Source organism: Chryseobacterium urinae, assembly GCF_030518295.1.
Taxonomy (GTDB): Bacteria; Bacteroidota; Bacteroidia; order Flavobacteriales; family Weeksellaceae; genus Chryseobacterium; species Chryseobacterium mucoviscidosis.
In genome coordinates, this window is the sequence record NZ_JAULSJ010000013.1 from 111,530 (window position 1) to 135,195 (window position 23,666).

Consider the following 23,666-nt stretch of genomic DNA (forward strand, 5'->3'; position numbering starts at 1 on the left):
GTTTTTAAAACCTGTGAGGTTTTTTTATCATAATTTTTTTTTGGAAGAATAAATTCCTGATGAATTTTTGTATTTTTAGGTATTAAATCCTCATCACAATGAAATATCTATTTACTTTTTTGTTTGCATTTTTACTGAATGCAGATCACGATTCTAAATTCAATTACGATCTGCTCATTGGTTCATGGTCGCAGAAATCCATTGCGAACAGCAATTCTACCGGAATATTCACCTTTAAAAAAGACAGTACGGCAAGTCTTGAAATGATCGATCAGGCTTCCAACGGAATGATTGGCGGAATGACCGGTCCTTATAAAATTGAAAGAACCAAAGGAAATTTGAAAATTACGTTACTGGGAAAAGAAAAGACATTTGAAATTCAGGAACTGAGCAAAGATGTCTTGGTAATTCAGAATAAAAAAGAAGGTAAGGAAAAACAGATTTTTAAACGGTACATTGATAAATAGCTTTAATTTAAGATTGTCATAAAAACGCCTTTATGATCACTCACTACATTTTTATCCACAAAAATTCCGCATTTTGTATCGTCTGAAAAACCTACGGGAATAATAATGTGATCAATATTTTCTTCAATTTCTGAAGTTACAGGGATGATGTTCAGTTCTTCAAAAAGATTTTTTAAAGCTTCTGTTGTTTTTAAATTAATTGAAAATTGTTCCTCTCCTTTTCGGAAGGAGGTATTAAAATCGCCAACGATAAAAATATTTTTGTTCTCTGCATAAATTTTTCGACAATCCTGAATCGTATTCTGTAATTCAATATCAACAAAAGGTTTTTGGTTAAACCAAGTTCCGATAATGGTGCAGTAGAAAACAATTTTTCCCAATTCTGTTTCGAATTCCAAAGCGAGATTGGTTTTATCATCCGTCACAGCATATTTTTTCGAATAAGGAATTTTAGAGTATAAAATTGTCCGGAAAGCCTTTTCTCCTTTTAAATATTCCGAATAATTGAGATTTTCATAAACGGTATTTTCAGGAATCGGCGAACAGAGATATTGATACGGAAAATTTTGAAGATCAAGATCAATGGCTTCCGTGAGAATAAGAAAATCGAAATCAAACTGATTAAGAAATTCCGCGGTTCCTGAAGAATTCTTTTTTCTTGCCCAATCGATGTTGAGGGTTGCAATTTTCAATAGTCTCTGTTTAAAATTAATTTCCGTTGATTGTTGTCATAATAACTTGAATGACGACTTGTATCTTTGAAGAATATTTCTTCATTTTCTATTTCATTAAATCTTTGCTTATCGGTTTTTGCAAAATCAATCAGCGTAAATGTGTTTTCATCTAAAATGGTGAAATCAACAAGTTTTAAATATTCAGGAACAGATTTTCTGTCGATCATAATCTTTCCGCCGCCAAGTTGATGTCTGTCCTGTCCATTTTTCTTCACTCCGGAAACCCAATATTCTTCGCCCGTTTCAATATCAAAATGATTTCCCGAAATGCCGGGAATTTTAAGTTTTTTAAGAGCCTTATTATTGAAATATACTGTTTGTCCGGATTTTGAAAATTCAACCCAACCAATCCACGCAGATCCGTGATGACCGGAAGATTTGTTTTCGATATATCTTATTTTTGATTTCATGTTTCAATTATTGATCTTATCTTTTTAATTTCTCAAAGTCATATAAAGTAATGAAATCAATTTTATGACCCCATATTTCATTCATTTTCGCCATGGGAAAAACTCCTGAAATAGAGGTGTTTTCAAATTCATCCTTGAAATAATATTTTATATCTGCTTTATAGATTAAAGATGTTTTTACATTGCTTTTTAAAGATAAAAGAGATTTCCAGTCTTTATCTTCCTTCCCTTCGTTATAGTAAGCTCCTGTGAAAAAAACTTCAATCGTATTTTCTTTAATATCTTTTGAGAAAATATTCTTCTCCTTACTTAAAGGATAATATTCTTTGTAAGGTTCCATGCTCAAAACGCGGTATTCATATTTATTGCCCTTTTCTTTCAGTTCTAAAATAATTTTTGAACCTAAAGGAAAAGTAAATGTTCCATATTCGGTAGGAAATGTAGTAGGAATATTCAGATTTTTTTGAGAAAATATTTTTCCTGTAAAAATTAAAATGATAATAAGAAATAAAAGTTTTTTCATGGTTAAATTTTGAATTGAAATCAATACCAAATATACAAAAAGTGATTATTCAAAAAAGCGATTTAATATTAGCCTGATTTCCCATAGTTTTTCCCTGAACCTCACTATTAATCCTATCGATTACAAAAAGTAACTAATGCAGTTTATTAGTCTTATCTTTGTAGTGTAAAAATTTAAAATAATGAATCGACAAAAGTTTATGAAATGCTTTTGTCTAAACAGAATATCCCGATATGAAAAATTTTGAAATATCAGTATTGGATCTTGCTCCCGTAAAACAGGGGAAAACTGTTCATGATACCTTTCAGGACAGTTTATCATTAGCAATCCATGCTGAACATTTAGATTATAAAAGATTCTGGCTTGCCGAACACCACAATATGGAAAGCATTGCCAGTTCTGCCACCTCCGTTCTGATTGGTTTTATCGCCAACGGAACAAAAAAAATAAGAGTCGGTTCCGGAGGAATTATGCTTCCGAACCACAGTTCATTAGTGATTGCCGAACAGTTCGGAACCCTTGAATCTCTTTTTCCCGGCAGGATCGATCTTGGTTTGGGAAGAGCTCCCGGAACGGATGGTTTAACCGCTCAGGCTTTGGGAAGAAATCCTGCGATGATCAATCAGCAGTTTCCAAGACAGATTTTAGAATTACAGAAATATTTTTCCAAAGAAAACCGTGATGCTTTGGTTCGTGCAATTCCGGGAGAAGGACTGGATATTCCGATGTATATTTTAGGTTCTAGTACAGACAGTGCTTTTTTGGCAGCAGAATTGGGACTTCCGTATGCTTTTGCGGGGCATTTTGCGCCGGAGCAGATGGAAATGGCTTTCAATATTTACAGAGAACATTTTGAACCGTCAAAATACTTAGACCAACCTTATATCATTGCCTGTGTCAACGGAATTGCTGCGGAAACTTCGGAAGAAGCGCATAAAATGTCCACAACTTTGTTTCAGGCTTTTATTAATATTATACGAAACGACAGAAAGCCTTTTGCACCGCCGATTGACGATATGGACGACATCTGGTCTCCCATGGAAAAATCTATGGTTTTGCAGAAACTGAGATATACTTTTATCGGAAATCAGAGTGAAATTGAAGAGAAGCTGAAAAGTTTTCAGGAAAAATTCAATGTGGATGAACTGATGATTAATTCCCACATTTACGATCATCAGAAAAGGCTGGAATCATACAGTATTTTCAGAAAAGCCAGAAACTCCGTATTTAACGAATAATAAAGAATTTATAATATTGGGAGATGCATATTTTTATAAGTATCTTTGCACAAATTTAAAAAGTAAAAATGTCTGATATTAAGTTAAATACTATTCCAGAGGCAATAGAAGACCTTAAAAATGGTAAAATAATCATAGTAGTGGATGATGAAGACAGAGAAAATGAAGGCGATTTTCTTTGTGCGGCAGAACTTACAACACCTGAAATTATCAACTTTATGGCGCTTCACGGAAGAGGGCTTATCTGTATGCCGCTTCCCGAAAAAAGATGTGATGAGCTTGGTCTTGAAGTAATGGTAAGCCGAAGCAGCGATCCGAAAGAAACCGCTTTCACGGTGTCTGTAGACCTTTTAGGAAACGGAACTTCTACCGGAATTTCTGCAAGCGACAGAGCAAAAACCATTCTGGCTTTGATGGATGAAAAATCTAAACCGACAGATTTTATGCGTCCCGGTCATATTTTCCCATTGAGAGCAAGAAAAGGAGGTGTTCTGAAAAGAGCAGGACATACAGAAGCTGCAATTGATTTAACTTGCCTTGCCGGTCTTAAAGAAGGAGGGGTAATCTGTGAAATCATGAATGAAGACGGTTCGATGTCGCGTTTGCCGGAGCTTTATGCTTTTGCACAGAAACACGATATGAAAATTGTTTCCATTGAAGATCTAATTCATTATCAGCTTAAAAAAGGAAATCTTATTGAAAGAATTGAAGAAAGAAAAGTAAAAACGGCTTACGGAGATTACGATTTCTTTGCTTTCAGAGAAACTTCTAACGATCAGATCCATTTTGCTTTAACCAAAGGTTCCTGGACGGTTGATGAGCCTGTTTTGGTAAGAGTTCAGTCATCAGATTCTTATTTTGATGTGTTAACGAGATTAAATAACGGCGAAAAACCTCAGTTGGAAAAAGTAACCTCAATGGTGAATGAAGCAGGAAAAGGAGCCATTGTTTTCATTAATAATGTTTCCAGCTCTGAAAATACGTTAAGAAAGCTTCAGCAGTTCCTGAATTATCAGGATGGACAACAGCAGCATCCTACTTTAGCGTTCAATTACAGAGATTACGGTATCGGAACACAGATTCTTAAAAATCTCGGAATTAATAAATTTAAAGTAATCACCCAGAATCCTAACGTGAAGCCGCAGGTTGGCGGATATGACGTTGAGGTAACGGAAATGGTGCAACTATAAAATGTGAATAAACTTTGTTATCAATTTTTTTTTGATACATTTTATATTCACTTGCGATGCAAATTGACAATTCACATTTCACATAAAAAAATGGCTTGAGAAATCAAGCCATTTTTATTTCGTCGAAATTTCTGAAACCGTTCAGAAAATCTTTGATGTTCATTCTCTTTTTTCCTTCAAGCTGTAATTCTGATGGAAAATATTCGCCGTCTTTAGTAAAAATCTTAAATCCGTTTTTAGAAATTTCAAGACTTCCGGCTGTTTTTCCATGATCTGAAATTTCAAATCTTCCACCGAAAATTTTAAGTCCTTTTTCTTCTTCGCCTATCTTTAAAGTGGTGAAAGCTGCAGGATAAGGAGACATTCCCAAAATAAACTGATGAATTTCTTTCGAATTTTTTGTCCAGTCGATTCTTGTATCTTCTTTAAAAATTTTAAAGGCATTTTTCGGATGCTCAACTTCCGGCTGCGGTTTTTCGGTAATTGAATTTTCTGCCAATCCGTCTAATGTTCTTACCACAAGCTCAGAGCCCATTTCCATGAGTCTGTCGTGAAGGCTTCCCGCATTTTCATCCGGTAAAATAGGAAGTTCTTCCTGAAGGAGAATATTTCCTTCATCTATTTTTTCATTGATAAAAAACGTTGTAGCTCCGGATTTTTCTTCTCCGTTGATAATTGCGTAATTGATGGGTGCTGCTCCTCTGTAATCGGGAAGTAAGGAAGCATGAAGGTTGAATGTTCCCATTGTTGGCATTTCAAACAAAACTTTCGGCATCATTCTGAAAGCAACCACCACAAAAACATCGGCTTCCAGTTTTCTCAATTCCTCTAAAAATTCAGGATTTCTCAGTTTTTCCGGCTGAAAAACAGGAAGATTATTTTCTACGGCAAAAACTTTTACCGGAGACTGATTGATTTTCTGTCCGCGTCCGCTCGCTTTGTCCGCAACCGTTACAACGCCTACAACTTCGTGATGAGAATGATGAATCGCTTCCAGAGATGCTTTGGCAAACTCCGGAGTTCCTAAAAATACAACTTTCAATGATTTCATACTGCAAAGATAAGGTCTTTGAGGAAGGATTGAAAGATTTGATTTTAAAATTGAGAGTTAAGATCAGAAAAATGTAATGCTGATCTTACTGAAGTATCTTAAGCCAAAGCATACGTTCTGAAATTCAGCATTTTTACTTTTCCGGTATCCAGAAGAAAAATTAGATTTTCCAGAATATTCTCTTTGGAATGATAGCTTAGCTGGATAGAAAGTTCTTCAATCGTTGCCGGTCTTTTACTCAGCAAATTGAGAATCTGCTGGGAAATGTTTTTCCCGAAAATCGACTGCTTATTTCGCTCACAGACAGAACATTGCCCGCAATTTTTAGCATTTTTTTCACCGAAATAGTTGAGAATGAGCTTCATTTTACAGTATTTTTCATCTTCGATGTAAAATTTAATCTCTTCCCATTTCTGGATTTTATTTTTCTGAATATGTTCAAAAAGTTTCCAGTACACAGAGCTGTTTAATCTTTCGTCTCTTGGTTTCAGAAATTTTACGCTGGTTAAAGCACCGTCAATATATTCCACATAGCCTTTCTGCTGAAGTTCTTTTAGTCTTTCTTTAATCAGTTCCACACTTGATCCGATTTTTCCGCTTACCTGCTGTTCACTGAACATCACTTTATGTGTAGTAATTCCGGAAATCGTACGAAGCATCAGTTCTAAAAAATAGGCATCTTTTCGTGGCAGCTGATCAATTTCATGGGCTTCCATCAATAGTTGTAGTGATGAAAGACTTTTATGTTCGTTAAAATAAATAATTTCCTGATTGTGAAGAAAATTGAGAACGTTTCTGATCTTCGCATTCGAAAGTTTCGTGAAATTATAAATTCCGTTGATATTCAGTTGAAAAACTTTTTCCGGAAGTTCAAATTCGGCAACCTGAAAAATAGAGTAGAGGTAAGTAACGATTTTTAAAAACTCAGCTTTATTGGGAATCTGGTTCTTTAAAATTTGGTCAAAATTTAAAAGTTCCTGCTTATTCCAAAGCAGAAATGCAAAACTTTCTTTTCCGTCTCTTCCGGAACGCCCGATTTCCTGATAATAATTTTCAATGGAAGGAGCAGGAGAGTAATGAAGTACAAAACGTACATTATCCTTATCAATTCCCATCCCGAAAGCATTGGTGGAAATTAAAACATGGTTACTGCTTCTGTTCCATATTTCCTGTTTGGTATTTTTTTCTTTCGTGGATAAACCTGCGTGAAAGTAATCTACATTTTTAAGCTGATTTTTTTTCAGAAATTCGCTGAGGAGTTCGGCTTCTTTTCTCGTTCTTACATAAACGATTCCCGATTCGTTGGAGAATTTTAAAATATCGAAGACTTTCTGAAATTTATCCGAAACTTCTTCCATGAAAATTTTAATATTGTCTCTTTTAAAACTTTTCTGAAAAATCTGCGGATTTTTTAATTCCAGTTTTAATTTTATTTCCTCCAGAACTTTTGGCGTTGCGGTTGCGGTTAAAGCCAGACACGGAATTTCAGGATTATTTTTTCTGAATTCTTTGATATTCTGATAACTCGGGCGGAAATCCTGTCCCCATTCTGAGATACAGTGCGCTTCATCTACCGCGATGAAAGACAGTTCGATTTCTTCAATATTCTGGAGAAACTGCTTATTGGTGATTCTTTCAGGAGAGACATACAGCATTTTTGTCAGTCCTTCTTTGCATCGGTCATAGATATTTTCAGCATCATATTCATCCAGTTCCGAAGACAGATATTCTGCTTCGATTCCTCTTGATTTCAATTGGTTTACCTGATCTTTCATCAGTGCCAATAAAGGAGAAATGACCAGACAGGTTCCTTCTTTTAATAAAGCGGGAAGCTGATAACAAAGAGATTTTCCGGCTCCTGTAGGCAATAGGACAAGAGTATCTTTTTCATTAATGACAGAATCTATAATTGCTTCTTGAGAATCGCGAAAACCATCATACCCCCAAAAATGTTTCAGGGTTTTAAATTTTAGCTCTTGAAAATCTTGCTGAGAAATCATAGGATAAAAGTAATAAAAGTATTCTGACAAAAAAAGCCACGCAATGCATGGCTTTTATATATTTAATAATAAATTTTTATTATTTAGCTTCGAAGTAAACTCTTCTGTTTGCTCTGTTTTTCCATTCAGGACATTTTGTAGCAGGGTCGCATTCAGGATATTTAAGGTCTTTTTCACCTCTACCTACTGCGTTTAATTTACCAGACTGAACTCCGTTTTTAATTAAATAATCTTTTACATTGTTCGCTCTTCTTTCAGAAAGTTTTTGGTTGTATGCATCAGAAGCTCTTGTATCTGTTGCTCCAACTACTGTGTAAGATCCATTAGAAGAATTAATGTAATTTACAGCGTTGTTAAGAATTGGAGTGTTAGAAGGTAAAATTCTGTCTGAATTCAGATCAAATTCAATTCCTTCCAAAGTTCTTGTAGAATCAGTTACAGGTCCAACCGGAGTTGTAGTTGTAGGACAACCTTGGTTTTCCACTGGTCCCGGAACGGTTACACATTTATCATATAGATCAATAACACCGTCTAGGTCAGTATCAAGAGCTACACCTGCACCGTCCACTCTTGCTCCTGCAGGAGTATCAAGCTGTCTGTCCCAATCGTCGCAAACACCGTCGTTATCAAGATCTCCTTTTTTACAAACTTCGATATCCTGGTTTTTGTTAGCCAAAACATCTAATTTATAATAGATCTCCTGAAGTGGATCGTGCCACATTAAGTGAGATTCGTGTTTTCCAAGTTTTAAAGAAACCCCTAAAGTAGCGTTGAAGAAGTTATCAGAAACCTGCTCTTCACGTTGGTTGATCGTGCTGTATTTGTCTCCTCCACCGTCAAATTCATCATCACCGGTAACGGCATACATTACTCTACCTTCGATATCGATTCTTCTGTTTACTTTAAATTTCAAACCGGCACCTGCCTGAGCAAACATAGATCCAAGTTGAAACGGCTTAATTTCCGTTACCAGTCTTTGCCCTTTATCATCTTTCTGATAAGCTCTGTAAGCTAAAGTTCCGATACCTGCATATCCATGCAAAGCCCATCTGTAAGGAGAATGGTTATCCACTCTTCTGAATAGGTTTGAGAAGTTAATGTCTCCTAATAATGAGATTGCATCATATTGCGTTCTTGCAGCTACACGTTGATACGCTGAAGCGTCAGAAGGCGCAGAATCTTTTGTATTAAACCATCCCTGTCTCGTTTCTCCTCTGTCGTATTGTAAATTAAGACCAAAAGCGTGAGTGATGGCTTTATCAATACTTACATATGCAGAATAACCAAAAAGGTTCTTACCGTTTCCGTTTTTTATAGATGTTAAGTCTGCAGATTGAACTAATGGTACACCAGCACCGAAAGAGATTGCCCAATCGTTAAATCTTTTAGATTTATTTGTAAACGGGGAAACATTTGCAGAGCCCGAAGAAAACGTATTTGGATATTGCCCGTTTGAAACTACTGCAGTTGAGTCCTGTGCAAAGGCAACTGTAGGAACAGTAAGTGCTAATGCAACAATTGCTAAACTTAATTTCATAGTGTATTTTTATTTAGTTAATTAAATGATTTAGTTATAATTATTTGGCTGTAGTAGGACAACCTTGATTTTCTACCGGTCCGGGAACCGTTACACACTTATCGTATAAATCGATTACGCCATCCAGATCCATATCTAAAGCAACTCCGGCTCCGTCTACTCTTGCTCCTGCAGGACTATCAAGCTGTCTGTCCCAATCGTCGCAAACACCGTCGTTATCAAGATCACCTTTTTCACATACTACAAGTTCTGTGCTTTTGTTTTCCAGAACATTGGTTCTGTAATATGCTTCCTGTAAAGGATCGTGCCAAGCCAGATGAGAATTGTGTTTTCCTAGTTTGAAAGAAACACCTAAGTTAACTGTCCACGCATTATCAGATCTTCTTTTATCAAGCATATTATACTTTGATACTTTGGAAGTAACATCATAATCTGCAGGACCTGCGTTACCACCACCGTCGAATTCGTCGTCACCACTGATGATGTACATCGTTCTCGCTTCAATGTCGATAAGTTTTGAAACTTTATATTTCAAACCTGCACCAAGCTGATAATAAATTGAGTTGATGTCTAACTTTTGGTTAATGAATAACGGAATTCTTGCAGGAGTAGTGCTCCATCTGAATTCATTATTATCATATAAAGAAGTATTGAAATTCATTAAACCAACACCTGCATAACCATGCAATGCCCATCTGTAAGGAGAATGATTGTCTACTCTTCTTAAAAGATTAGAAAAGTTAACATCTCCCATTAAAGCAATCTGGTTATATTTCGTTTTGGCTTCTGCCACTCCGGCAGCTACACCTGCAGCTCCTTCAAGCTGTCCTCTCTGATTTGTTTCTCCTCTCTGATAAATAAGGCTGATTCCTACAACATGGGTAATCTGTTTGTCTAAACTCACATATGAATTGTAGCCCCAGTTGATTTTTTTATCTGTAATAGACTTCAGATCGGAGTGAACCATAAATGCAGCACCTCCACCTACTGATACAGACCAGTCGTTGAATCTTTTTGCTTTTGTGTCGAAAGGTTGAACATTGGCAGAACCTGAAGAAAATGTATTGGGATACTTATCATTTGAAGTAACAGCTATACTATCTTGTGCGTAAGCAGCAATAGGCAACGTAGCCAATAATAATAAACCTAATTTCATACAATATGTTTTATGTTTTATTTGATAAAATTGCTTAATAATGTTTTTGAAAATTCTCTTTCAAAAAGATGCTTTTTGTGAGGGATTTCCAATCTTTCTGAGACAAATTTTAGTTCATTATAGGTAACGATATCTATGTCTATTACTCTATCAGAATATCCTCCTGAAGCTTTAGAATCGTTAGCTCTTCCCATTTCTTTTTCAATACTTTTAACAAAATCAAGCAGTTGAATCGGCGAAAGACGAGTAAACATTATCAGTGCAATATTACAAAAAATATTAGAACTGGCAAATTCTACGGGCTCAGATATTAAAAATTCACTTAATTTTAATATTTCATTTCCACCATTTTGCAGTTTTTTTATAGCGGTTTCAAGATTTTTTTTTTGATCTCCAAGATTACTTCCGAGTAACAAAACGACTTTATGTTGCGACATATTGTAAAATGATTGATTTATGAAAAGCTTTTTTAAAAATGTACTGGCAAATATAGTGGCTATTGTCATTTTAGGCGCTGTGTTTTTCTTCTTTTTTATCATCATGCTGGTGTTCAGCGCAATGGGAAGTGAGAAATCTGTGGTTGTAAAGAAAAATTCTGTCCTTACGATTAATTTAAAAACTAATATAATAGACAGTCCTACAGAAGAGCAGAAAGGACTTTTTAATATTAGTGAACAGACAAAAAATGTGTTGATTTATGATGCTATTGAAGCCATCGAAAAAGCAAAAACCGATGATAATATTAAAGGAATAAGTATTGAAGCCGATTATTTGAATGCAGGAATTACCCAGATCGATGATCTCAGAAATGCTATTCAGGATTTTAAAAAGAGCGGGAAATTTGTTTATGCTTATGGAAATACGGTTTCTCAGGCAGCTTATTATTTAGGATCGGTTGCAGATCAGTATTATCTTAATCCTTCGGGAATGATCGAGCTTAAAGGTTTGGCAACAGAAGTCGCTTTTTATAAAGATTTTGCCGACAAATACGGAATCGGGATTGAAGTTATCCGTCACGGAAAATTTAAATCTGCGGTTGAACCTTTTTTAAGAAATGATATTTCTCCGGAAAATAAAGAGCAATTAAGCACACTTTTAAATGATATCTGGAAAAACACTTCTTCAAGAATGGCGGTTTCAAGAAAAATAGATACGGCACAGTTCAGAACGGTGGTCGACAGTTTGTACGGAATGATTCCTGATTTAAGTTTAAAATATAAACTGGCGGACAAATTAATTCAGAAAACAGAATACGATCAATTAATTAAATCGAAATTAAATTTAGCAGGAGACGATAAGCTGAATAAAATTTCTTTAGGAAAATATATTGCTTCTTATTCTGATGATGAAAAATCGGGAGACAGAGTAGCGGTTTTGTATGCTTCAGGTTCTATTAACGGAGGAGACGATTATAACGATATCCATTCCGAGAAATATATTAAATACATTAAAGAGCTTCAGGATAACGATAAAGTAAAGGCGGTTGTTTTCAGAATTAATTCTCCGGGAGGAAGTGCAAATGCTTCGGATGAGATTTTATTCGAATTGCAGCAGTTGAAAAAGAAAAAACCATTAATTGTATCTTTTGGTGACTATGCCGCTTCAGGAGGATATTACATCGCAATGGCGGCAGATAAAATTTATTCTGAACCAAACACGCTTACAGGATCTATCGGAGTTTTTGGAGTGATTCCTTATTTCAAAGATATTGCCAATAAAAACGGAATCCGTTCCGATATTGTTTCTACCAATGCCAATTCCCAATATTATTCTTCTTTAAACGGAGTTACGCCTTACGGAGTAAGCTTAATTACCAGAAGTGTGGAAGGTACTTATAAAAGATTCGTACATTTTGTAACGCAGAACAGAAAACAGACTTTCGAACAGATCGACAGTGTAGGTGGAGGAAGAGTATGGAGCGGAACCAGAGCCAAACAAATCGGTCTTGTAGATGAATTGGGAACATTGAATGATGCTGTAAAATTTGCAGCTCAGAAAGCCGGTTTAAAGTCTTACGCAGTTTCTTCTTATCCTAAAAGCATGACGCCTTTCGAGCAGATTTTTAAAGATCTTAATGAAGATGATATTTCGGCAAGAGTGGTAAAAAGTAAAATTGGAAAAGCAAATTATGAACTTTTAGAGCAGATCGTAGAAGAAAGAAAACTACAGTCTGAAGTAAAAATGGAAATGCCTTACCAGATCAAAATCAACTAACTAAATTATATATTGTACAAAGAAACGGCGGATTTGAATTTCAAATCCGCCGTTTTAATTTTTTATGGCTAATTAAACTTAGCTTTTTTTGGTAAGCATTCCGTAAATCCACAAAACGATTAAAGCGCCTCCCACTGAAAAAATAATGGGCCAGAAGTGAAACATTCTTTCATCGCTTGCTCCGCCGCCGCCAAATATGGCATTGGCAATAAACCCGCCGACAAAAGCTCCGATAATTCCTAAAATACAGGTCATTAGCCAACCCATATTTTGTTTGCCCGGCATAATCATTTTAGCCAAAGCTCCTACAACTAGTCCAAAGATAATCCAAAGAATAAATGTAAACATAATAATTATTTTTTTAAAATTAGTGTTAATAGATACAACTAATTTATAAAAAAATATTAGTTGCTATCTTTTCTTGAAAAAAGAATCTACAAACTCCGTACCATTAAACAACTGCAAATCCTGCATCTTCTCTCCAACGCCAATATATTTCACAGGAATCTGGAACTGATCTGAAATCCCGATCACAACGCCTCCTTTCGCTGTTCCGTCGAGTTTGGTTACCGCTAAAGCATTAACTTCCGTAGCGGCTGTAAACTGTTTTGCCTGTTCAAAAGCATTCTGCCCGGTAGAACCGTCAAGAACCAGTAAAATCTCATGAGGCGCATCCGGAATCACCTTCTGCATTACTCTTTTGATTTTTGAAAGCTCATTCATCAGATTAATTTTGTTATGAAGTCTTCCTGCGGTATCAATAATTACCACATCTGCATTTTGGGCAACCGCGCTCTGTACCGTATCAAAAGCTACGGAAGCCGGATCTGAACCCATTTCCTGCTTTACAATAGGAACTCCGACTCTCTGGCTCCAGATTACCAACTGATCTACCGCAGCGGCTCTGAATGTATCTGCCGCTCCTAAAACCACCTTTTTCCCTTCTGAAGTAAACTGATGTGCCAGTTTTCCGATAGTGGTTGTTTTTCCTACCCCGTTTACCCCGACAACCATAATGACGTAAGGCTTTTTGGAAGTGTCGATATTTCCTGTTCCGGCGTGAGGATTTTCAAGCAGAAGACCTGAGATTTCTTCACGAAGGATTTTATCAAGTTCGTTTACACCAACGTATTTGTCTCTTGCAACACGTTCTTCTATTCTTTCTATAATTTTGATGGTGGTAGATGCGCCAACGTCGGATGCAATGAGTACTTCTTCAAGATCATCAAGAACTTCATCATCTACTTTGCTTTTGCCGACTACGGCTTTCGTCATTTTTTCAAAGAAACCCTGGCTGGATTTTTCCAATCCTTTATCTAACGTTTCTTTTTCTTCTTTTTTAAAAATATTTTTAAACCAACTCATCTTATGAATTATGGAATTTAATGTTTATGATGGAAGTAAGGAGATGAAGACCTGAAGTTTAAAACCTGATTTTTAAGTTTTATGGCGAACTTCGAGCATCCGGCTTCTGACCTTCCAGCTAAATTAAAAGCAAAGATAACAAAAAAACTACCCAAAATATGAGTAGTTTTTTATATTGTAAATAAAGTGGATATTATTTTTTCAAATAACCGTCAACTTCGTCTGCATTCATTACTTTTTCTTCGAAAACGTAAGCTCCTGATTTTGGAGACTTCACCATTTTCACAACTTTGGTCATTTTTTTAGACCCGGTTTGTAGGGTTGCTACTACTTTCTTTGCCATGGTAAATTATATTTTATAAATTACTTGATTTCTTTGTGAACTGTAACTTTCTTAAGAACAGGATTGTATTTTTTCAATTCCAATCTCTCTGTAGTGTTCTTTTTATTTTTAGTAGAAATGTATCTTGACATTCCCGGCATACCGCTCTCTTTGTGCTCTGTACATTCAAGGATTACTTGAACTCTATTTCCTTTTTTTGCCATGATTTAGTTCTTTTTTATCAATCCGTTTCTAGTAGCTCTTTCAATAGCTTCCTCGATTCCAATCTTGTTAATCACTCTCAATCCATGAGCTGATACTTTCAGTGTTACGTGCTTATCTTGCTCCGGAAGGTAAAATTTCTTCTCTAATAAGTTAATTTCAAAACGACGCTTCGTTTTGTTATTAGCGTGAGAAACGTTGTTACCAACCATTGCACGCTTTCCTGTTATTTGGCAAATTCTTGACATATCTCGATGTTCTTATTTGTACTATAATATTTGAGTGTGCAAAATAACGAAGAATTTTTCAGATAGACAAATCTTTTACAAAATTATTTATAAATAATATACAGATTATTAATCCCGATTTCTGGTAATATCACTCACAGCACGCACTGGCTTTAAGAATGATCTGTTTTATATTCCGGAAATAATAATTTTAAGCCTTCTTTGTCTTTCTCTGAAACCAGCGGATTAAAAAATAAAACAGCAGAAATCCTAAAGCAAAAATGGAGAATCTTGACAGAAGATCTCCTGATCTCGTATAAAAAGTCATCCCGTCATACAGGTTTATTTTAGAAAATAAAGCGGTTTTATCGCCATAAAAAGTATCTTCCATGATTTCCCCTTTCGCATTAATATGAGCGGAAATTCCGCTGTTTGCAGCTCTTGCGATTTCTCTTCGGGTTTCAATGGCTCTTAATTTTGCGTAGGAAAGAAGCTGTTTATGCCCTTCTGTAACGCCCCACCATGAATCGTTCGTCATGATGGCTAAAAAGTTCGCCCCTTTTTTTACATACTCTCCCGTAAATTCTCCGTAAATACTTTCATAACAGATGATCGGAGCCATTTTTCCTTTGTTGAAAGGGTTTGAAAAAGCAACCCTTTCTTTATCGGTTCCCAGAGAAGCAACCGTTCCGCCCAGATTAATCATTGCATCGCCCAGAAGTGGCTTCAAATAGTTCATATAAGGGAAGATTTCCACGCCCGGAACCAGCTTTCCTTTATGATACACTTCTACTTTCTGATGCGGAATAACCTGCACCGCCGAATTGAAACTTTCCACCCAAAGTCCCGTATGAATCTGGTAGGCTTCTTTCGGCAGATTGTTTTCATTTGTAAAAAAACGATGCGAAGAAATTCCTGTTGCAAAAACCGAACCCGGATGTTGGGCTAAAAATCCTTTAAGATTGTTTAAGATAACACTCTTTTCAAAAGCGGTTTCCGAAATAGAACCTCTTCCCGGAAGCGCAGTTTCGGGAGCGATGTAATAGTCTATTTTTGTTTTGGAATTTCTTTCTGCAAGGCTTAAAAGATCGTTTTCAATCGTTAAGCTGTCCTGCGTGTATTTTTCTGCATACGGATCCAGATCAGGCTGAAGCATCAGTACATTGACACTTCCGATGGGTTTTTCATCAAAATTATTATACTTCACCACAGAAATAATCATCGGAATAATGATTAAAGCTGCAACAATGGATGTGTTTTTAATGAGTTCTTTTCTTTTTCTCCCCGCTTCCCAAATTCTGATTGTATAGAAAATCAGGACGTTAATTAATAAAATCCAGAAACTTCCACCGGTTGCTCCTAAAGTATCGTACCACTGGATAAGTTTAGGATAATCGGAAAAAACATTTCCCAGATTCAGCCATGGCCATGTTAATTCCCAGCCTAAATGGAACTTTTCAAAGCTCATCCAGATCGCAATCAGAAATCCTAAACCCCAATAGGTTCCCTGTGCATTTTTGTACCAGTGATAACATTGGAAAACCAATGAATACAGGAAAGAATTGACCAGAACCGGAAATACAACCGCCATCATAGAATGGCTTCCGTCCGGATTTTTGGAGCCATAAAGCCAGCCTGTTGTTACTACATTCCAGATCACAAAACAAAGGTAGGAAAGTCCGAAAACGCCCCAGCTTTTTCTGTTGTAATCTGAAAATTTAGATACACCGTGTTCCATCATTAAAAGCGGAACAAGCGCAAAAAATATAAAAAACGGAACTCCGTAAGTAGGCCATGAAACGGACAAAAGCATCGCTGAAATGAGCGTAAGTAAAACGTATTTCATTAAATTGATTTAACATACAAATTTAATGTTTTTGAAATGAATAAATTTGCAAACGATGTTAAAGAAATCTTATAAAATTATTATAGTTCCTTATACGCTGTTTTTGCTGTACCTCATGTTTTTCGGGATGGGCAGAACGCAGATGGAAGATAATCTGTTAACCATAGAGCCGATATTTTCTACCATCAATTTCATTAAAGGATGTATTTCATGGAAAGAAATAGTGACTATTGTTGCAGGAAATGTGGTGATGTTTATTCCTTTCGGATTTCTCGGTTGGATTTTTCCCAGACTTCAGGATTTTCAGAATCTCCTTTTTACGTTTATTTCGGCAATTACCATTGTGGAAGCGATTCAGTACTTTTCCAGAATGGGGATTTTTGAAGTGGATGATATTATTCTGAATACTTTTGGCGTATTTCTAGGCTTTTTAATGAAGAATTTTATCGAAAAACGATTTCCAAACGGGATGGTTTGAAATATTTAAGAATACATCAACAGGAATGGGTTTTTAGTTCATTATAATGATGAAAAAAACTCAGTTCGGATAAGAAATAAGTTTAAAATAATTGATTTGTAGTATTGTATTAATTTATCGCAAAGCAAAACAAAAGATTTTTTTTACCTATTAGAAGTTGATAAGCTAAACAAAGGCACTTCGTTTATTTAAAAAAAACAAAATGGTTTAATTTGATGAGTTTTGCGCCTTTGTAAATCTTAAAAGCTGAATTCCTAATAATTGAATCTCTTGGTTTAACCTTGCGTTTAAGGAGACTTATCCCGAACTCAGATTAAAAAAATAAAATCGGCTTTAGCCAAAAAGTTGCATAAATTCTGACTAAAGTCGATTTTTATTTATCCTCTGAAAAAGTCTGATTATCCATTCAGTTCTTTCGCACGTTTTTCTGCACTCAGAATGCCGTCCTTCAGAATTTGCTTTAAATTATTTTCATTGAAGGATTTCAGGGCAGCTTCGGTTGTTCCGCCTTTGGAAGCCACATCTTTTATGAGTTCTTCCAGACTTTTATCCGAATTGTTGATTAAATGATACGCTCCCAACATCGTCTGTTTCACAAAAAGCTGGGAAAGATTTTCCTCGATTCCCATTTCTACGCCTGCTTTTATCATAGCATCGATAATGTAGTAAAAATAAGCAGGTCCGCTTCCCGAAAGCGCCGTAACACTATCTAACAATTCTTCATTTTCCAGATAAACAGATCTTCCGGTAGAATTTAATAACCGTTCGATATTAATTAACTGGCTGAAAGAAATTCCTTCCGCAGAAGTGTAGCCTGTAATTCCCATTCCGAGAAGAGTAGGAGAGTTGGGCATGGCTCTTACAACCAAAGGATGATTTAATAATTTCTGAATTTTCTCGATTTTAATTCCTGCCATAATCGATAAAACCATCTGGTTTTCTTTTAACTGAAATCGGAAATTTTCCGCTACGTGCTGAAAATCCTGAGGTTTTACGGCAATGATAATTAAATCTGCATCTAAATCTTTCACTTCATCGAAAGTAGAGATCTTAGACTTTGGGAATTCTTCCGAGATTTTTGAAAATTTAGACTGGTTTCTTGTAATTAAATGAAGGTTTTCAGGCTTTATCAGTTCGTATTTCAAAAAAGACTTTGAAAAGGATAAGCCCATATTTCCGGCTCCGAGAATTGCTATTTTCATATTTGTGTGTTTTTATTATTCTGATAATTAGTTCTAAAGTTAGTAAAATTGTTTAAAATCACGAATATCACAAAAGGTTGGATTTTAAATAGTTTTTGTGATTAATTTCTTATGACAAATTAAAAGTTCTTTTTGGAAATGTTTTTAAATAATATTCACTTCCCTTTCCAGTTCAATCCCGAATTTTTCTTTCACGGAATTAATAATCTCTGTTGAAAAATCAAAAATTTCCTTTCCGGTTGCGTTTCCTGTTGCGTTAACGATGACCAGAGCCTGCAACTTGTGAGAGGCAACATTTCCTATTTGTTTTCCTTTCCAGCCGGATTGTTCAATCAGCCATCCTGCAGGAACTTTTACAGAATTTCCGTTCGGATATCCCGGAATGTTTTCAAACTTCTGCTGTAATGCTTCAAACTGAGCCAAAGGAATCGTAGGATTTTTAAAGAAACTTCCCGCGTTTCCTGTTTCTTTAGGATCGGGTAATTTGCTTTGCCGGATATTGATAACCGCTCTGGAAACATCCTGAATCGTAGGATTTTCAATACCTGAACTTTCAAGTTCAGACTGTATTGCGCCGTACTCTGTTTTGATCTTATGATTTCGGAAGGTAAGTCTGAACGAAACTTCTAAAATCACATATTTACCTTTTCCTTCCTGCTTAAAAATTGAGTCTCTGTACCCGAATCTGCATTTTTCAAGATCAAAAGTTTCAATTTCCAGTGTTTCAAGATTTAAAACCTTGCAGTCATAAAAAACATCTTTAATTTCAGTTCCGTAAGCTCCGATATTCTGCATCGGCGATGTTCCTACGTTCCCCGGAATTAAGGAAAGATTTTCCAGTCCTCCAAAATTCTTATCCAGACAGAACATCACGAATTTGTGCCAGTTTTCGCCTGCTTTTGCGGTAACCAAAACTTCGTTCTCATTTACAGGCAGCACAGAAATTCCTTTCAGGTTTAATTTAATCACCAATCCGTCAAAATCTTTTGTAAATAAAACATTGCTTCCGCCTCCTAAAAATAAAGTATTAAGTGAATGAGAGCCGGAGAAACTAATGGCTTCTTTCAGTTCTTCAACGGTATGTATTTCGGTGAAATATCTTGCTTTTACATCTACCCCGAAAGTATTGTATGGCTTTAGTGAATAATTTTCGTGCATTATTTTAGTTATATTCTGTTGGAAGGAGGGCGTTAATCTGGTCTTTTAATTTCTGAAGCTGTTGATAATAAATAGTATCTGAATACGAATTTACATAAACGTGGTATTTTTTCGGTGTTCTGATCTGGAAAGTTTCATCAAATCCGTCAACCGGCTGTTTGCTGGGAGAGCTTTCGATTTTGTCTAACGTTTTTACATTAAGAGACGCCGTTACTCTTTTCCAGATTTGCGGCGTTATTGCAGATTTCCATTCTTTATGGATTTTCTTTGCTGAAACTCCCTGTTCTGCAAAAACAGAATCCTTGTTAATTTTTACGATTTTATAATTTCCGAGATCTCCGCCGATATCCGAATAGCTTATTGAAATAATTTCGTTGGGGTTTCCGGAATAATTTTCTTCCTTCTTGCTGTTACATGAAAAAAATATCAGCAATAAAATAAATAGTGAGAACAATTTCAAACTATGATATTTTATTGCTGACATATTATGTTCGTTTAAATTAAAGACTGAATTCTGATTTGTATTTTTCAAGAGCATCTTTAAGGATTGCTGCGCTTCTTCTTAAATCTTCCTCTTTCAGAACGTAAGCAATTCTTACCTGCTTTTTCCCCAGTTCCGGATTGCTGTAAAATCCTCCTGCAGGAGCCACCATAATCGTTTCGTTATTGTGGGAATAGCTTTCCAGAAGCCATTGTGCAAACTTTTCAGTATCGTCTACCGGAAGTTCCGCAACGCAGTAGAATGCGCCTTTCGGTTTTGGGCAGATTACTCCCGGAATGGCGTTCAGTAAATCTACCAGAACATTTCTTCTGTGCGTATATTCTTCTCTTACCGCTCTGATGTACGCGCCGTCATTTTGGTGAGCCGCCGTTGCCGCGATCTGTCCCAGTAAAACAGGGCTTAATCTTGCCTGTGCGAAAAGCATTGCCGCATCGTGGATTTTTTTAGAACGCGTGATCATACATCCGATTCTTACACCACACATTGAGTAACGTTTTGATTCTGAATCGATAATGATGCAGTTTTCTGCCAGTTCAGGAAAAGCCAGCATAGAAACCTGCTGTTTTCCATCGTAAACATACTCTCTGTATACCTCGTCTGAAATAACAACGATGTCATATTTTAAAGCAATCTCTGCTAATTTCTGAAGTTCTTCACGGGTATAAAGATAACCAGTAGGATTTCCGGGGTTGCAGATAACGATGGCTCTTGTTTTTTCAGTGATTTTTTTCTCAAATTCTTCAACTGGAGGAAGTGCAAAACCAGTATCAATGGTAGAAGGAATCGCTACTACATTTACATTGAACGTACTTGTAAATCCGTTATAATTGGCATAATAAGGTTCAGGAATAATTACTTCATCACCATCATCGCACAAAGTAGAGATGGCGAAATTTAAAGCTTCTGATCCTCCGTTGGTTACAATGAAATTATCCGGTGTGAGATCTGTGAAATCCAAAGAATGATAATATTCTGTAAGTGCTTTTCTGTAGTCGATATTTCCTTCAGAAAGTGCGTATTCCAATACTTTTAAATCAATATTCTTTAAAGCATTCAGTGCCGTTTCCGGAGTTTCAATATCCGGTTGCCCGATATTAAGATGATAAACTTTTGTCCCTTTCTGCTTCGCTTTTAGGGCGAAAGGAACCAATTTTCTTACCGGCGATGGCGGCATGTGGAGTGCTCTGTTTGAAATATTCGGCATTGTTCAAAAAATTTGTATGGCAAAAATAAGATATAATTTCTCAATAATAAAATAAAGCTTGTAAAGAAAGAATTTTAACAGATTGAGTTGAATGATTTGCCTTAAGGGTTCCTGTAAAGTGAATATTTCCTTAATAATAGATACAAAAAGTGTTTTATTAACCTCAGTTCGAAATAAGAAATGAATTTAAATAATTGATTTATAGTGTTATATTAATTTATCGCAAAGAAAAACCAAAAGATTTTTTTACTTGTTGAAAGTTGGTAAGCTAAACAAACGCACTTCGTTCATTTAAAAAAGACAAAAATGGTATTACTTTGATCAATTTTACGCCTTTGTATATCTTAAAGCTAAATTCCGGATAATTGAATCGCTTTGTTTAACCCTGCGTTTAAGAAAACTTATCTCGAACTCATATTAATTAAAAAATCCTTCGTGAGCTTTGTGTTAAATTAAGCATCATTAAAAAACTGAAAAATATGCAGATTTAATCCGTTTCCGAAGATGATTATATTTTCCAGATTCTCGTGGAAAAGTAAAAAGAGTAAAATTCTCAAACCCTGCAATCGCCTTTCCAGAGCCACCGCCGAAAGGAGGAAGCCTTCGGGAACTGCCGAAACCATATCGCCAAGAGGAGCAAATTTTCGGAACTCTCCGAGGGTATTCCGCCCAAGATGATATACTATCGGGAACTCCCGAAATCATCTCGCCAAAGGGAATATGATTTCGGAAACCTCCGAAGCTAAAATGCCAGAGTGAGCATATTTTAGGAACTTCTTTAAATTAATTTCGGAATTAACCGCAAAAGATGCAAAAGATAATGATAAAGCGAATTTCCAGAATAATCAAAGTACTCAAAAGAATAAAAATCAAAGATTTTTAAAAACTATTGTGAGCTTTTTCATTTATAATGATCAGCTTTAAATAAACATTTAGTTTATCTTTTGCGACTTTTGCGGTTAAATAAACTTCTTATAAAAAGTTAGCAGTAAAATGAAATAATGTTTTAAAACGGCTTCTGTCAGGGGTTTAACATAATAAAATTTTTCTCTTTTGTTTGATTTATAACTATATATTTGCTGTTCAATTTTAAAAAAATATACAATTATGAAAAAAGTATTTTTCGTCGCTATGCTTGGTGTAGCGGTTCTTGTTAGTGCTAAAGGAACACCGGTAAAAAGCTTAAATCTTAAGGCTGCAAAAAAAATAGTAAGTACTAAAGTGCTAAAAAAGACAAAGAAAACGGCTAAATTCAAGAGCACTTTTGTTACTTATACTTCTTGTGGTGTAGCTGCTACCACTACTCAGGACTGGACTAACGAACAAGGACAAATTTGGGCCAATATGGTTGAAGCAATTTATTGTGGACACGGTTATTAATAGTTAAGAAATAACAAATCTTCATTTGCACATATGGTTTTATATGTGCAATTTTTCATAATAAAAAGCAATAGCAATGTCTTATCATAAAAAACTATTTCAACTATTCGTTTTATTTTACAGTATTTTATTTTATTCTCAATTGAATACTAAAGATTCATTGCGAGGAGAGTTCATTTACTTATTGAAAGCTAAATTAAATACGTTAAATCCTAATCAGACAGATGAAGAACTATTCTCACTTCAGGTAGCTGATTATCGTACATTTTTTAGTAGTCTTAATTCTTTGAAAAGAGATTCTGTAGCCGGTATTGTTTCAAGAAAAGCAATTAATAATGGGGGAGGGGTTTTTGATTTCAGAGGGACGTCAATGCCACAAACAAAGTTTTCTTATATCATCATACAAACCAATGAAAATTTACAGTATTTTCAAAGAGTTGCCATGTCTTTACTGTCATATAAAGAATCGGCAATAAAAGATTGGAAACTTATTGATGAAACAAAAATAATAAATACAATTAATTGCAAAAAAGCAGAGGTTTCATATAAAGGCAGAAATTGGACTGCGTGGTATTCTGCAGAAATTCCATTGCCTTATGGTCCGTATAAATTCAGTAGATTGCCGGGATTAATCATAAAAATAACTGATGATAAAGGGGATTATGATTTTGAGCTGGTAAGATCTGTATCTAATTCTAAATTGAAAGGCAGATTGGTAAATATATACGAAAACAGATACACTAATTCAACGGAAACAACTAAAACAGAATTAGAAAAAACGTTACAAAATTTCAGAGAAAATTTATTAGGAATACTGGAAAGTCTTGGAACAAGTGTTACTCCGGAACAAAGAAAAATCATCATGGAAAGACAGAAAGAAATGCAGTTAAGGAAAAAGGGAGATAACGCTATAGAATTAAATTAGTATAATAAAACAAGAACGAAAAATATTATACTATTATTCAAAATGATAGCCTTTATTCAGTTAAAAATCGTTCTTCAGCTTTGTATTCAATTAAGCATCAAGATTAAAACCGGTGAATCAAAAAAGTTAAGAAAACTTTCCCTTATTCTTTGTTAAGTGTAACGGCTTTATGAACCTAAAAACGTTAATAAAACTTGTTTACATTAATTTAGGAATTAACCGCAAAAGATGCAAAAGATAATGATAAAGCGAATTTCCAGAATAATCAAAGCGCTCAAAAGAATAAAAATCAAAGATTTTTAAAAACTTTTGTGA

26 protein-coding genes are annotated in these 23,666 nt (G+C 35.3%); 7 read left to right on the forward strand and 19 right to left on the reverse strand.

The window, feature by feature from the left end; genetic code table 11:
- The first annotated feature begins 98 nt into the window (after positions 1 to 98).
- The gene (locus QWT87_RS10435; protein WP_185208402.1) at positions 99 to 467 is read left to right on the forward strand and encodes a hypothetical protein; all 369 of its coding nucleotides are present in this window, start codon (positions 99 to 101) and stop codon (positions 465 to 467) included.
- A 2-nt stretch (positions 468 to 469) separates the two neighbouring features.
- Here the strand turns inward: QWT87_RS10435 and QWT87_RS10440 are convergent, their stop codons facing one another.
- Genes QWT87_RS10440 through QWT87_RS10450 form a run of 3 tightly spaced genes read right to left on the reverse strand, consistent with a single transcriptional unit; the run spans position 470 to position 2,134 of the window.
- Positions 470 to 1,159: an exonuclease/endonuclease/phosphatase family protein gene (locus QWT87_RS10440; protein WP_302715981.1), complete on the reverse strand. Its 690-nt coding sequence runs from the start codon at positions 1,157 to 1,159 to the stop codon at positions 470 to 472.
- Positions 1,156 to 1,611 carry a hypothetical protein gene (locus QWT87_RS10445; protein ID WP_302715982.1) on the reverse strand — a complete coding sequence of 152 codons (456 nt, stop codon included), beginning with the start codon at positions 1,609 to 1,611 and terminating at the stop codon, positions 1,156 to 1,158. The genes QWT87_RS10440 and QWT87_RS10445 overlap by 4 nt, the downstream gene beginning before the upstream one ends.
- A 16-nt stretch (positions 1,612 to 1,627) precedes the next feature.
- Complete coding sequence (locus QWT87_RS10450) at positions 1,628 to 2,134, reverse strand: hypothetical protein (RefSeq protein ID WP_302715983.1); 507 nt, start codon at positions 2,132 to 2,134, stop codon at positions 1,628 to 1,630.
- A 233-nt stretch (positions 2,135 to 2,367) separates the two neighbouring features.
- Here QWT87_RS10450 and QWT87_RS10455 point away from each other — a divergent pair, with 233 nt between their 5' ends.
- Together QWT87_RS10455 and ribB are read left to right on the forward strand one after the other, a co-directional pair.
- On the forward strand, positions 2,368 to 3,372 hold the full coding sequence (locus tag QWT87_RS10455; RefSeq protein WP_302715984.1) for an LLM class flavin-dependent oxidoreductase: 1,005 nt from the start codon (positions 2,368 to 2,370) through the stop codon (positions 3,370 to 3,372).
- A 68-nt stretch (positions 3,373 to 3,440) separates the two neighbouring features.
- Positions 3,441 to 4,562, forward strand: a complete 1,122-nt coding sequence (gene ribB / locus QWT87_RS10460) for a 3,4-dihydroxy-2-butanone-4-phosphate synthase (protein WP_087712355.1) — start codon at positions 3,441 to 3,443, stop codon at positions 4,560 to 4,562.
- Between the two features lie 103 nt (positions 4,563 to 4,665).
- On the opposite strand, the gene fmt is transcribed toward ribB, so the two are convergent.
- The 5 genes from fmt to folK form a co-directional block, all read right to left on the reverse strand.
- Entirely contained in the window at positions 4,666 to 5,613 is a 948-nt protein-coding gene (fmt, locus tag QWT87_RS10465; protein ID WP_302715985.1) for a methionyl-tRNA formyltransferase, read from the reverse strand.
- 98 nt (positions 5,614 to 5,711) lie between these two features.
- On the reverse strand, positions 5,712 to 7,613 hold the full coding sequence (locus tag QWT87_RS10470; RefSeq protein ID WP_302715986.1) for a RecQ family ATP-dependent DNA helicase: 1,902 nt from the start codon (positions 7,611 to 7,613) through the stop codon (positions 5,712 to 5,714).
- Between the two features lie 79 nt (positions 7,614 to 7,692).
- Positions 7,693 to 9,150 carry an OmpA family protein gene (locus QWT87_RS10475; RefSeq protein ID WP_302715987.1) on the reverse strand — a complete coding sequence of 486 codons (1,458 nt, stop codon included), beginning with the start codon at positions 9,148 to 9,150 and terminating at the stop codon, positions 7,693 to 7,695.
- A gap of 40 nt (positions 9,151 to 9,190) precedes the next feature.
- Positions 9,191 to 10,306, reverse strand: coding sequence for an OmpA family protein (locus tag QWT87_RS10480; RefSeq protein ID WP_302715988.1), 1,116 nt, complete (start codon positions 10,304 to 10,306; stop codon positions 9,191 to 9,193).
- Between the two features lie 17 nt (positions 10,307 to 10,323).
- Positions 10,324 to 10,743 (reverse strand): 2-amino-4-hydroxy-6-hydroxymethyldihydropteridine diphosphokinase, encoded by a 420-nt coding sequence (gene folK / locus QWT87_RS10485; RefSeq protein WP_185208426.1) that lies wholly within the window; start codon positions 10,741 to 10,743, stop codon positions 10,324 to 10,326.
- Between the two features lie 19 nt (positions 10,744 to 10,762).
- Here folK and sppA point away from each other — a divergent pair, with 19 nt between their 5' ends.
- Positions 10,763 to 12,520 carry a signal peptide peptidase SppA gene (gene sppA / locus QWT87_RS10490; protein WP_288461321.1) on the forward strand — a complete coding sequence of 586 codons (1,758 nt, stop codon included), beginning with the start codon at positions 10,763 to 10,765 and terminating at the stop codon, positions 12,518 to 12,520.
- A 78-nt stretch (positions 12,521 to 12,598) separates the two neighbouring features.
- Here sppA and QWT87_RS10495 read toward each other — a convergent pair whose 3' ends face one another.
- The 6 genes from QWT87_RS10495 to lnt all read right to left on the reverse strand — a co-directional run bounded on the left by QWT87_RS10495 (position 12,599) and on the right by lnt (position 16,502).
- Complete coding sequence (locus QWT87_RS10495) at positions 12,599 to 12,868, reverse strand: GlsB/YeaQ/YmgE family stress response membrane protein (RefSeq protein ID WP_076390923.1); 270 nt, start codon at positions 12,866 to 12,868, stop codon at positions 12,599 to 12,601.
- A gap of 63 nt (positions 12,869 to 12,931) precedes the next feature.
- On the reverse strand, positions 12,932 to 13,885 hold the full coding sequence (gene ftsY / locus QWT87_RS10500; protein ID WP_087712363.1) for a signal recognition particle-docking protein FtsY: 954 nt from the start codon (positions 13,883 to 13,885) through the stop codon (positions 12,932 to 12,934).
- Between the two features lie 193 nt (positions 13,886 to 14,078).
- Positions 14,079 to 14,228 carry a DUF4295 family protein gene (locus QWT87_RS10505; RefSeq protein ID WP_087712364.1) on the reverse strand — a complete coding sequence of 50 codons (150 nt, stop codon included), beginning with the start codon at positions 14,226 to 14,228 and terminating at the stop codon, positions 14,079 to 14,081.
- Positions 14,229 to 14,248: 20 nt separating this feature from the next.
- Positions 14,249 to 14,431 carry a 50S ribosomal protein L33 gene (rpmG, locus tag QWT87_RS10510; protein ID WP_027379950.1) on the reverse strand — a complete coding sequence of 61 codons (183 nt, stop codon included), beginning with the start codon at positions 14,429 to 14,431 and terminating at the stop codon, positions 14,249 to 14,251.
- A gap of 3 nt (positions 14,432 to 14,434) precedes the next feature.
- Positions 14,435 to 14,677 carry a 50S ribosomal protein L28 gene (gene rpmB / locus QWT87_RS10515; RefSeq protein ID WP_002976757.1) on the reverse strand — a complete coding sequence of 81 codons (243 nt, stop codon included), beginning with the start codon at positions 14,675 to 14,677 and terminating at the stop codon, positions 14,435 to 14,437.
- A gap of 190 nt (positions 14,678 to 14,867) precedes the next feature.
- Positions 14,868 to 16,502, reverse strand: coding sequence for an apolipoprotein N-acyltransferase (lnt, locus tag QWT87_RS10520; protein WP_302716007.1), 1,635 nt, complete (start codon positions 16,500 to 16,502; stop codon positions 14,868 to 14,870).
- Between the two features lie 55 nt (positions 16,503 to 16,557).
- On the opposite strand from lnt, the gene QWT87_RS10525 reads away from it, so the two are divergent.
- Positions 16,558 to 16,980, forward strand: coding sequence for a VanZ family protein (locus QWT87_RS10525; protein ID WP_302716009.1), 423 nt, complete (start codon positions 16,558 to 16,560; stop codon positions 16,978 to 16,980).
- A gap of 398 nt (positions 16,981 to 17,378) precedes the next feature.
- Here the strand turns inward: QWT87_RS10525 and proC are convergent, their stop codons facing one another.
- The 5 genes from proC to QWT87_RS10550 all read right to left on the reverse strand — a co-directional run bounded on the left by proC (position 17,379) and on the right by QWT87_RS10550 (position 21,669).
- Positions 17,379 to 18,182 carry a pyrroline-5-carboxylate reductase gene (gene proC / locus QWT87_RS10530; protein ID WP_302716010.1) on the reverse strand — a complete coding sequence of 268 codons (804 nt, stop codon included), beginning with the start codon at positions 18,180 to 18,182 and terminating at the stop codon, positions 17,379 to 17,381.
- A 144-nt stretch (positions 18,183 to 18,326) separates the two neighbouring features.
- A complete protein-coding gene (gene murB, locus QWT87_RS10535; RefSeq protein WP_302716012.1) occupies positions 18,327 to 19,340 on the reverse strand; it encodes a UDP-N-acetylmuramate dehydrogenase in 1,014 nt (337 codons plus the stop codon).
- A gap of 4 nt (positions 19,341 to 19,344) precedes the next feature.
- Positions 19,345 to 19,824, reverse strand: a complete 480-nt coding sequence (locus QWT87_RS10540; RefSeq protein ID WP_302716014.1) for a hypothetical protein — start codon at positions 19,822 to 19,824, stop codon at positions 19,345 to 19,347.
- Positions 19,825 to 19,840: 16 nt separating this feature from the next.
- Positions 19,841 to 21,046, reverse strand: coding sequence for a pyridoxal phosphate-dependent aminotransferase (locus QWT87_RS10545; RefSeq protein ID WP_076390929.1), 1,206 nt, complete (start codon positions 21,044 to 21,046; stop codon positions 19,841 to 19,843).
- 452 nt (positions 21,047 to 21,498) lie between these two features.
- The gene (locus QWT87_RS10550; RefSeq protein WP_302716015.1) at positions 21,499 to 21,669 is read right to left on the reverse strand and encodes a hypothetical protein; all 171 of its coding nucleotides are present in this window, start codon (positions 21,667 to 21,669) and stop codon (positions 21,499 to 21,501) included.
- A gap of 484 nt (positions 21,670 to 22,153) precedes the next feature.
- On the opposite strand from QWT87_RS10550, the gene QWT87_RS10555 reads away from it, so the two are divergent.
- Together QWT87_RS10555 and QWT87_RS10560 are read left to right on the forward strand one after the other, a co-directional pair.
- A complete protein-coding gene (locus QWT87_RS10555; RefSeq protein ID WP_302716017.1) occupies positions 22,154 to 22,426 on the forward strand; it encodes a hypothetical protein in 273 nt (90 codons plus the stop codon).
- Positions 22,427 to 22,502: 76 nt separating this feature from the next.
- Positions 22,503 to 23,351, forward strand: a complete 849-nt coding sequence (locus QWT87_RS10560; RefSeq protein WP_302716018.1) for a GLPGLI family protein — start codon at positions 22,503 to 22,505, stop codon at positions 23,349 to 23,351.
- The last annotated feature ends 315 nt before the right edge of the window (positions 23,352 to 23,666 follow it).

Coding starts and splice junctions, on each gene's coding strand:
- QWT87_RS10540 (WP_302716014.1), bottom strand. CDS start 19,824: ATGTCAGCAATAAAATATCATAGTTTGAAATTGTTCTCACTATTTATT.
- QWT87_RS10450 (WP_302715983.1), bottom strand. CDS start 2,134: ATGAAAAAACTTTTATTTCTTATTATCATTTTAATTTTTACAGGAAAA.
- folK (WP_185208426.1), bottom strand. CDS start 10,743: ATGTCGCAACATAAAGTCGTTTTGTTACTCGGAAGTAATCTTGGAGAT.
- QWT87_RS10455 (WP_302715984.1), top strand. CDS start 2,368: ATGAAAAATTTTGAAATATCAGTATTGGATCTTGCTCCCGTAAAACAG.
- ftsY (WP_087712363.1), bottom strand. CDS start 13,885: ATGAGTTGGTTTAAAAATATTTTTAAAAAAGAAGAAAAAGAAACGTTA.
- QWT87_RS10470 (WP_302715986.1), bottom strand. CDS start 7,613: ATGATTTCTCAGCAAGATTTTCAAGAGCTAAAATTTAAAACCCTGAAA.
- fmt (WP_302715985.1), bottom strand. CDS start 5,613: ATGAAATCATTGAAAGTTGTATTTTTAGGAACTCCGGAGTTTGCCAAA.
- rpmG (WP_027379950.1), bottom strand. CDS start 14,431: ATGGCAAAAAAAGGAAATAGAGTTCAAGTAATCCTTGAATGTACAGAG.
- QWT87_RS10545 (WP_076390929.1), bottom strand. CDS start 21,046: ATGCCGAATATTTCAAACAGAGCACTCCACATGCCGCCATCGCCGGTA.
- murB (WP_302716012.1), bottom strand. CDS start 19,340: ATGCACGAAAATTATTCACTAAAGCCATACAATACTTTCGGGGTAGAT.
- QWT87_RS10550 (WP_302716015.1), bottom strand. CDS start 21,669: ATGGTTTCGGCAGTTCCCGAAGGCTTCCTCCTTTCGGCGGTGGCTCTG.
- QWT87_RS10445 (WP_302715982.1), bottom strand. CDS start 1,611: ATGAAATCAAAAATAAGATATATCGAAAACAAATCTTCCGGTCATCAC.
- QWT87_RS10435 (WP_185208402.1), top strand. CDS start 99: ATGAAATATCTATTTACTTTTTTGTTTGCATTTTTACTGAATGCAGAT.
- QWT87_RS10480 (WP_302715988.1), bottom strand. CDS start 10,306: ATGAAATTAGGTTTATTATTATTGGCTACGTTGCCTATTGCTGCTTAC.
- QWT87_RS10495 (WP_076390923.1), bottom strand. CDS start 12,868: ATGTTTACATTTATTCTTTGGATTATCTTTGGACTAGTTGTAGGAGCT.
- QWT87_RS10525 (WP_302716009.1), top strand. CDS start 16,558: ATGTTAAAGAAATCTTATAAAATTATTATAGTTCCTTATACGCTGTTT.
- QWT87_RS10555 (WP_302716017.1), top strand. CDS start 22,154: ATGAAAAAAGTATTTTTCGTCGCTATGCTTGGTGTAGCGGTTCTTGTT.
- rpmB (WP_002976757.1), bottom strand. CDS start 14,677: ATGTCAAGAATTTGCCAAATAACAGGAAAGCGTGCAATGGTTGGTAAC.
- QWT87_RS10560 (WP_302716018.1), top strand. CDS start 22,503: ATGTCTTATCATAAAAAACTATTTCAACTATTCGTTTTATTTTACAGT.
- lnt (WP_302716007.1), bottom strand. CDS start 16,502: ATGAAATACGTTTTACTTACGCTCATTTCAGCGATGCTTTTGTCCGTT.
- QWT87_RS10505 (WP_087712364.1), bottom strand. CDS start 14,228: ATGGCAAAGAAAGTAGTAGCAACCCTACAAACCGGGTCTAAAAAAATG.
- QWT87_RS10475 (WP_302715987.1), bottom strand. CDS start 9,150: ATGAAATTAAGTTTAGCAATTGTTGCATTAGCACTTACTGTTCCTACA.
- proC (WP_302716010.1), bottom strand. CDS start 18,182: ATGAAAATAGCAATTCTCGGAGCCGGAAATATGGGCTTATCCTTTTCA.
- ribB (WP_087712355.1), top strand. CDS start 3,441: ATGTCTGATATTAAGTTAAATACTATTCCAGAGGCAATAGAAGACCTT.
- sppA (WP_288461321.1), top strand. CDS start 10,763: ATGAAAAGCTTTTTTAAAAATGTACTGGCAAATATAGTGGCTATTGTC.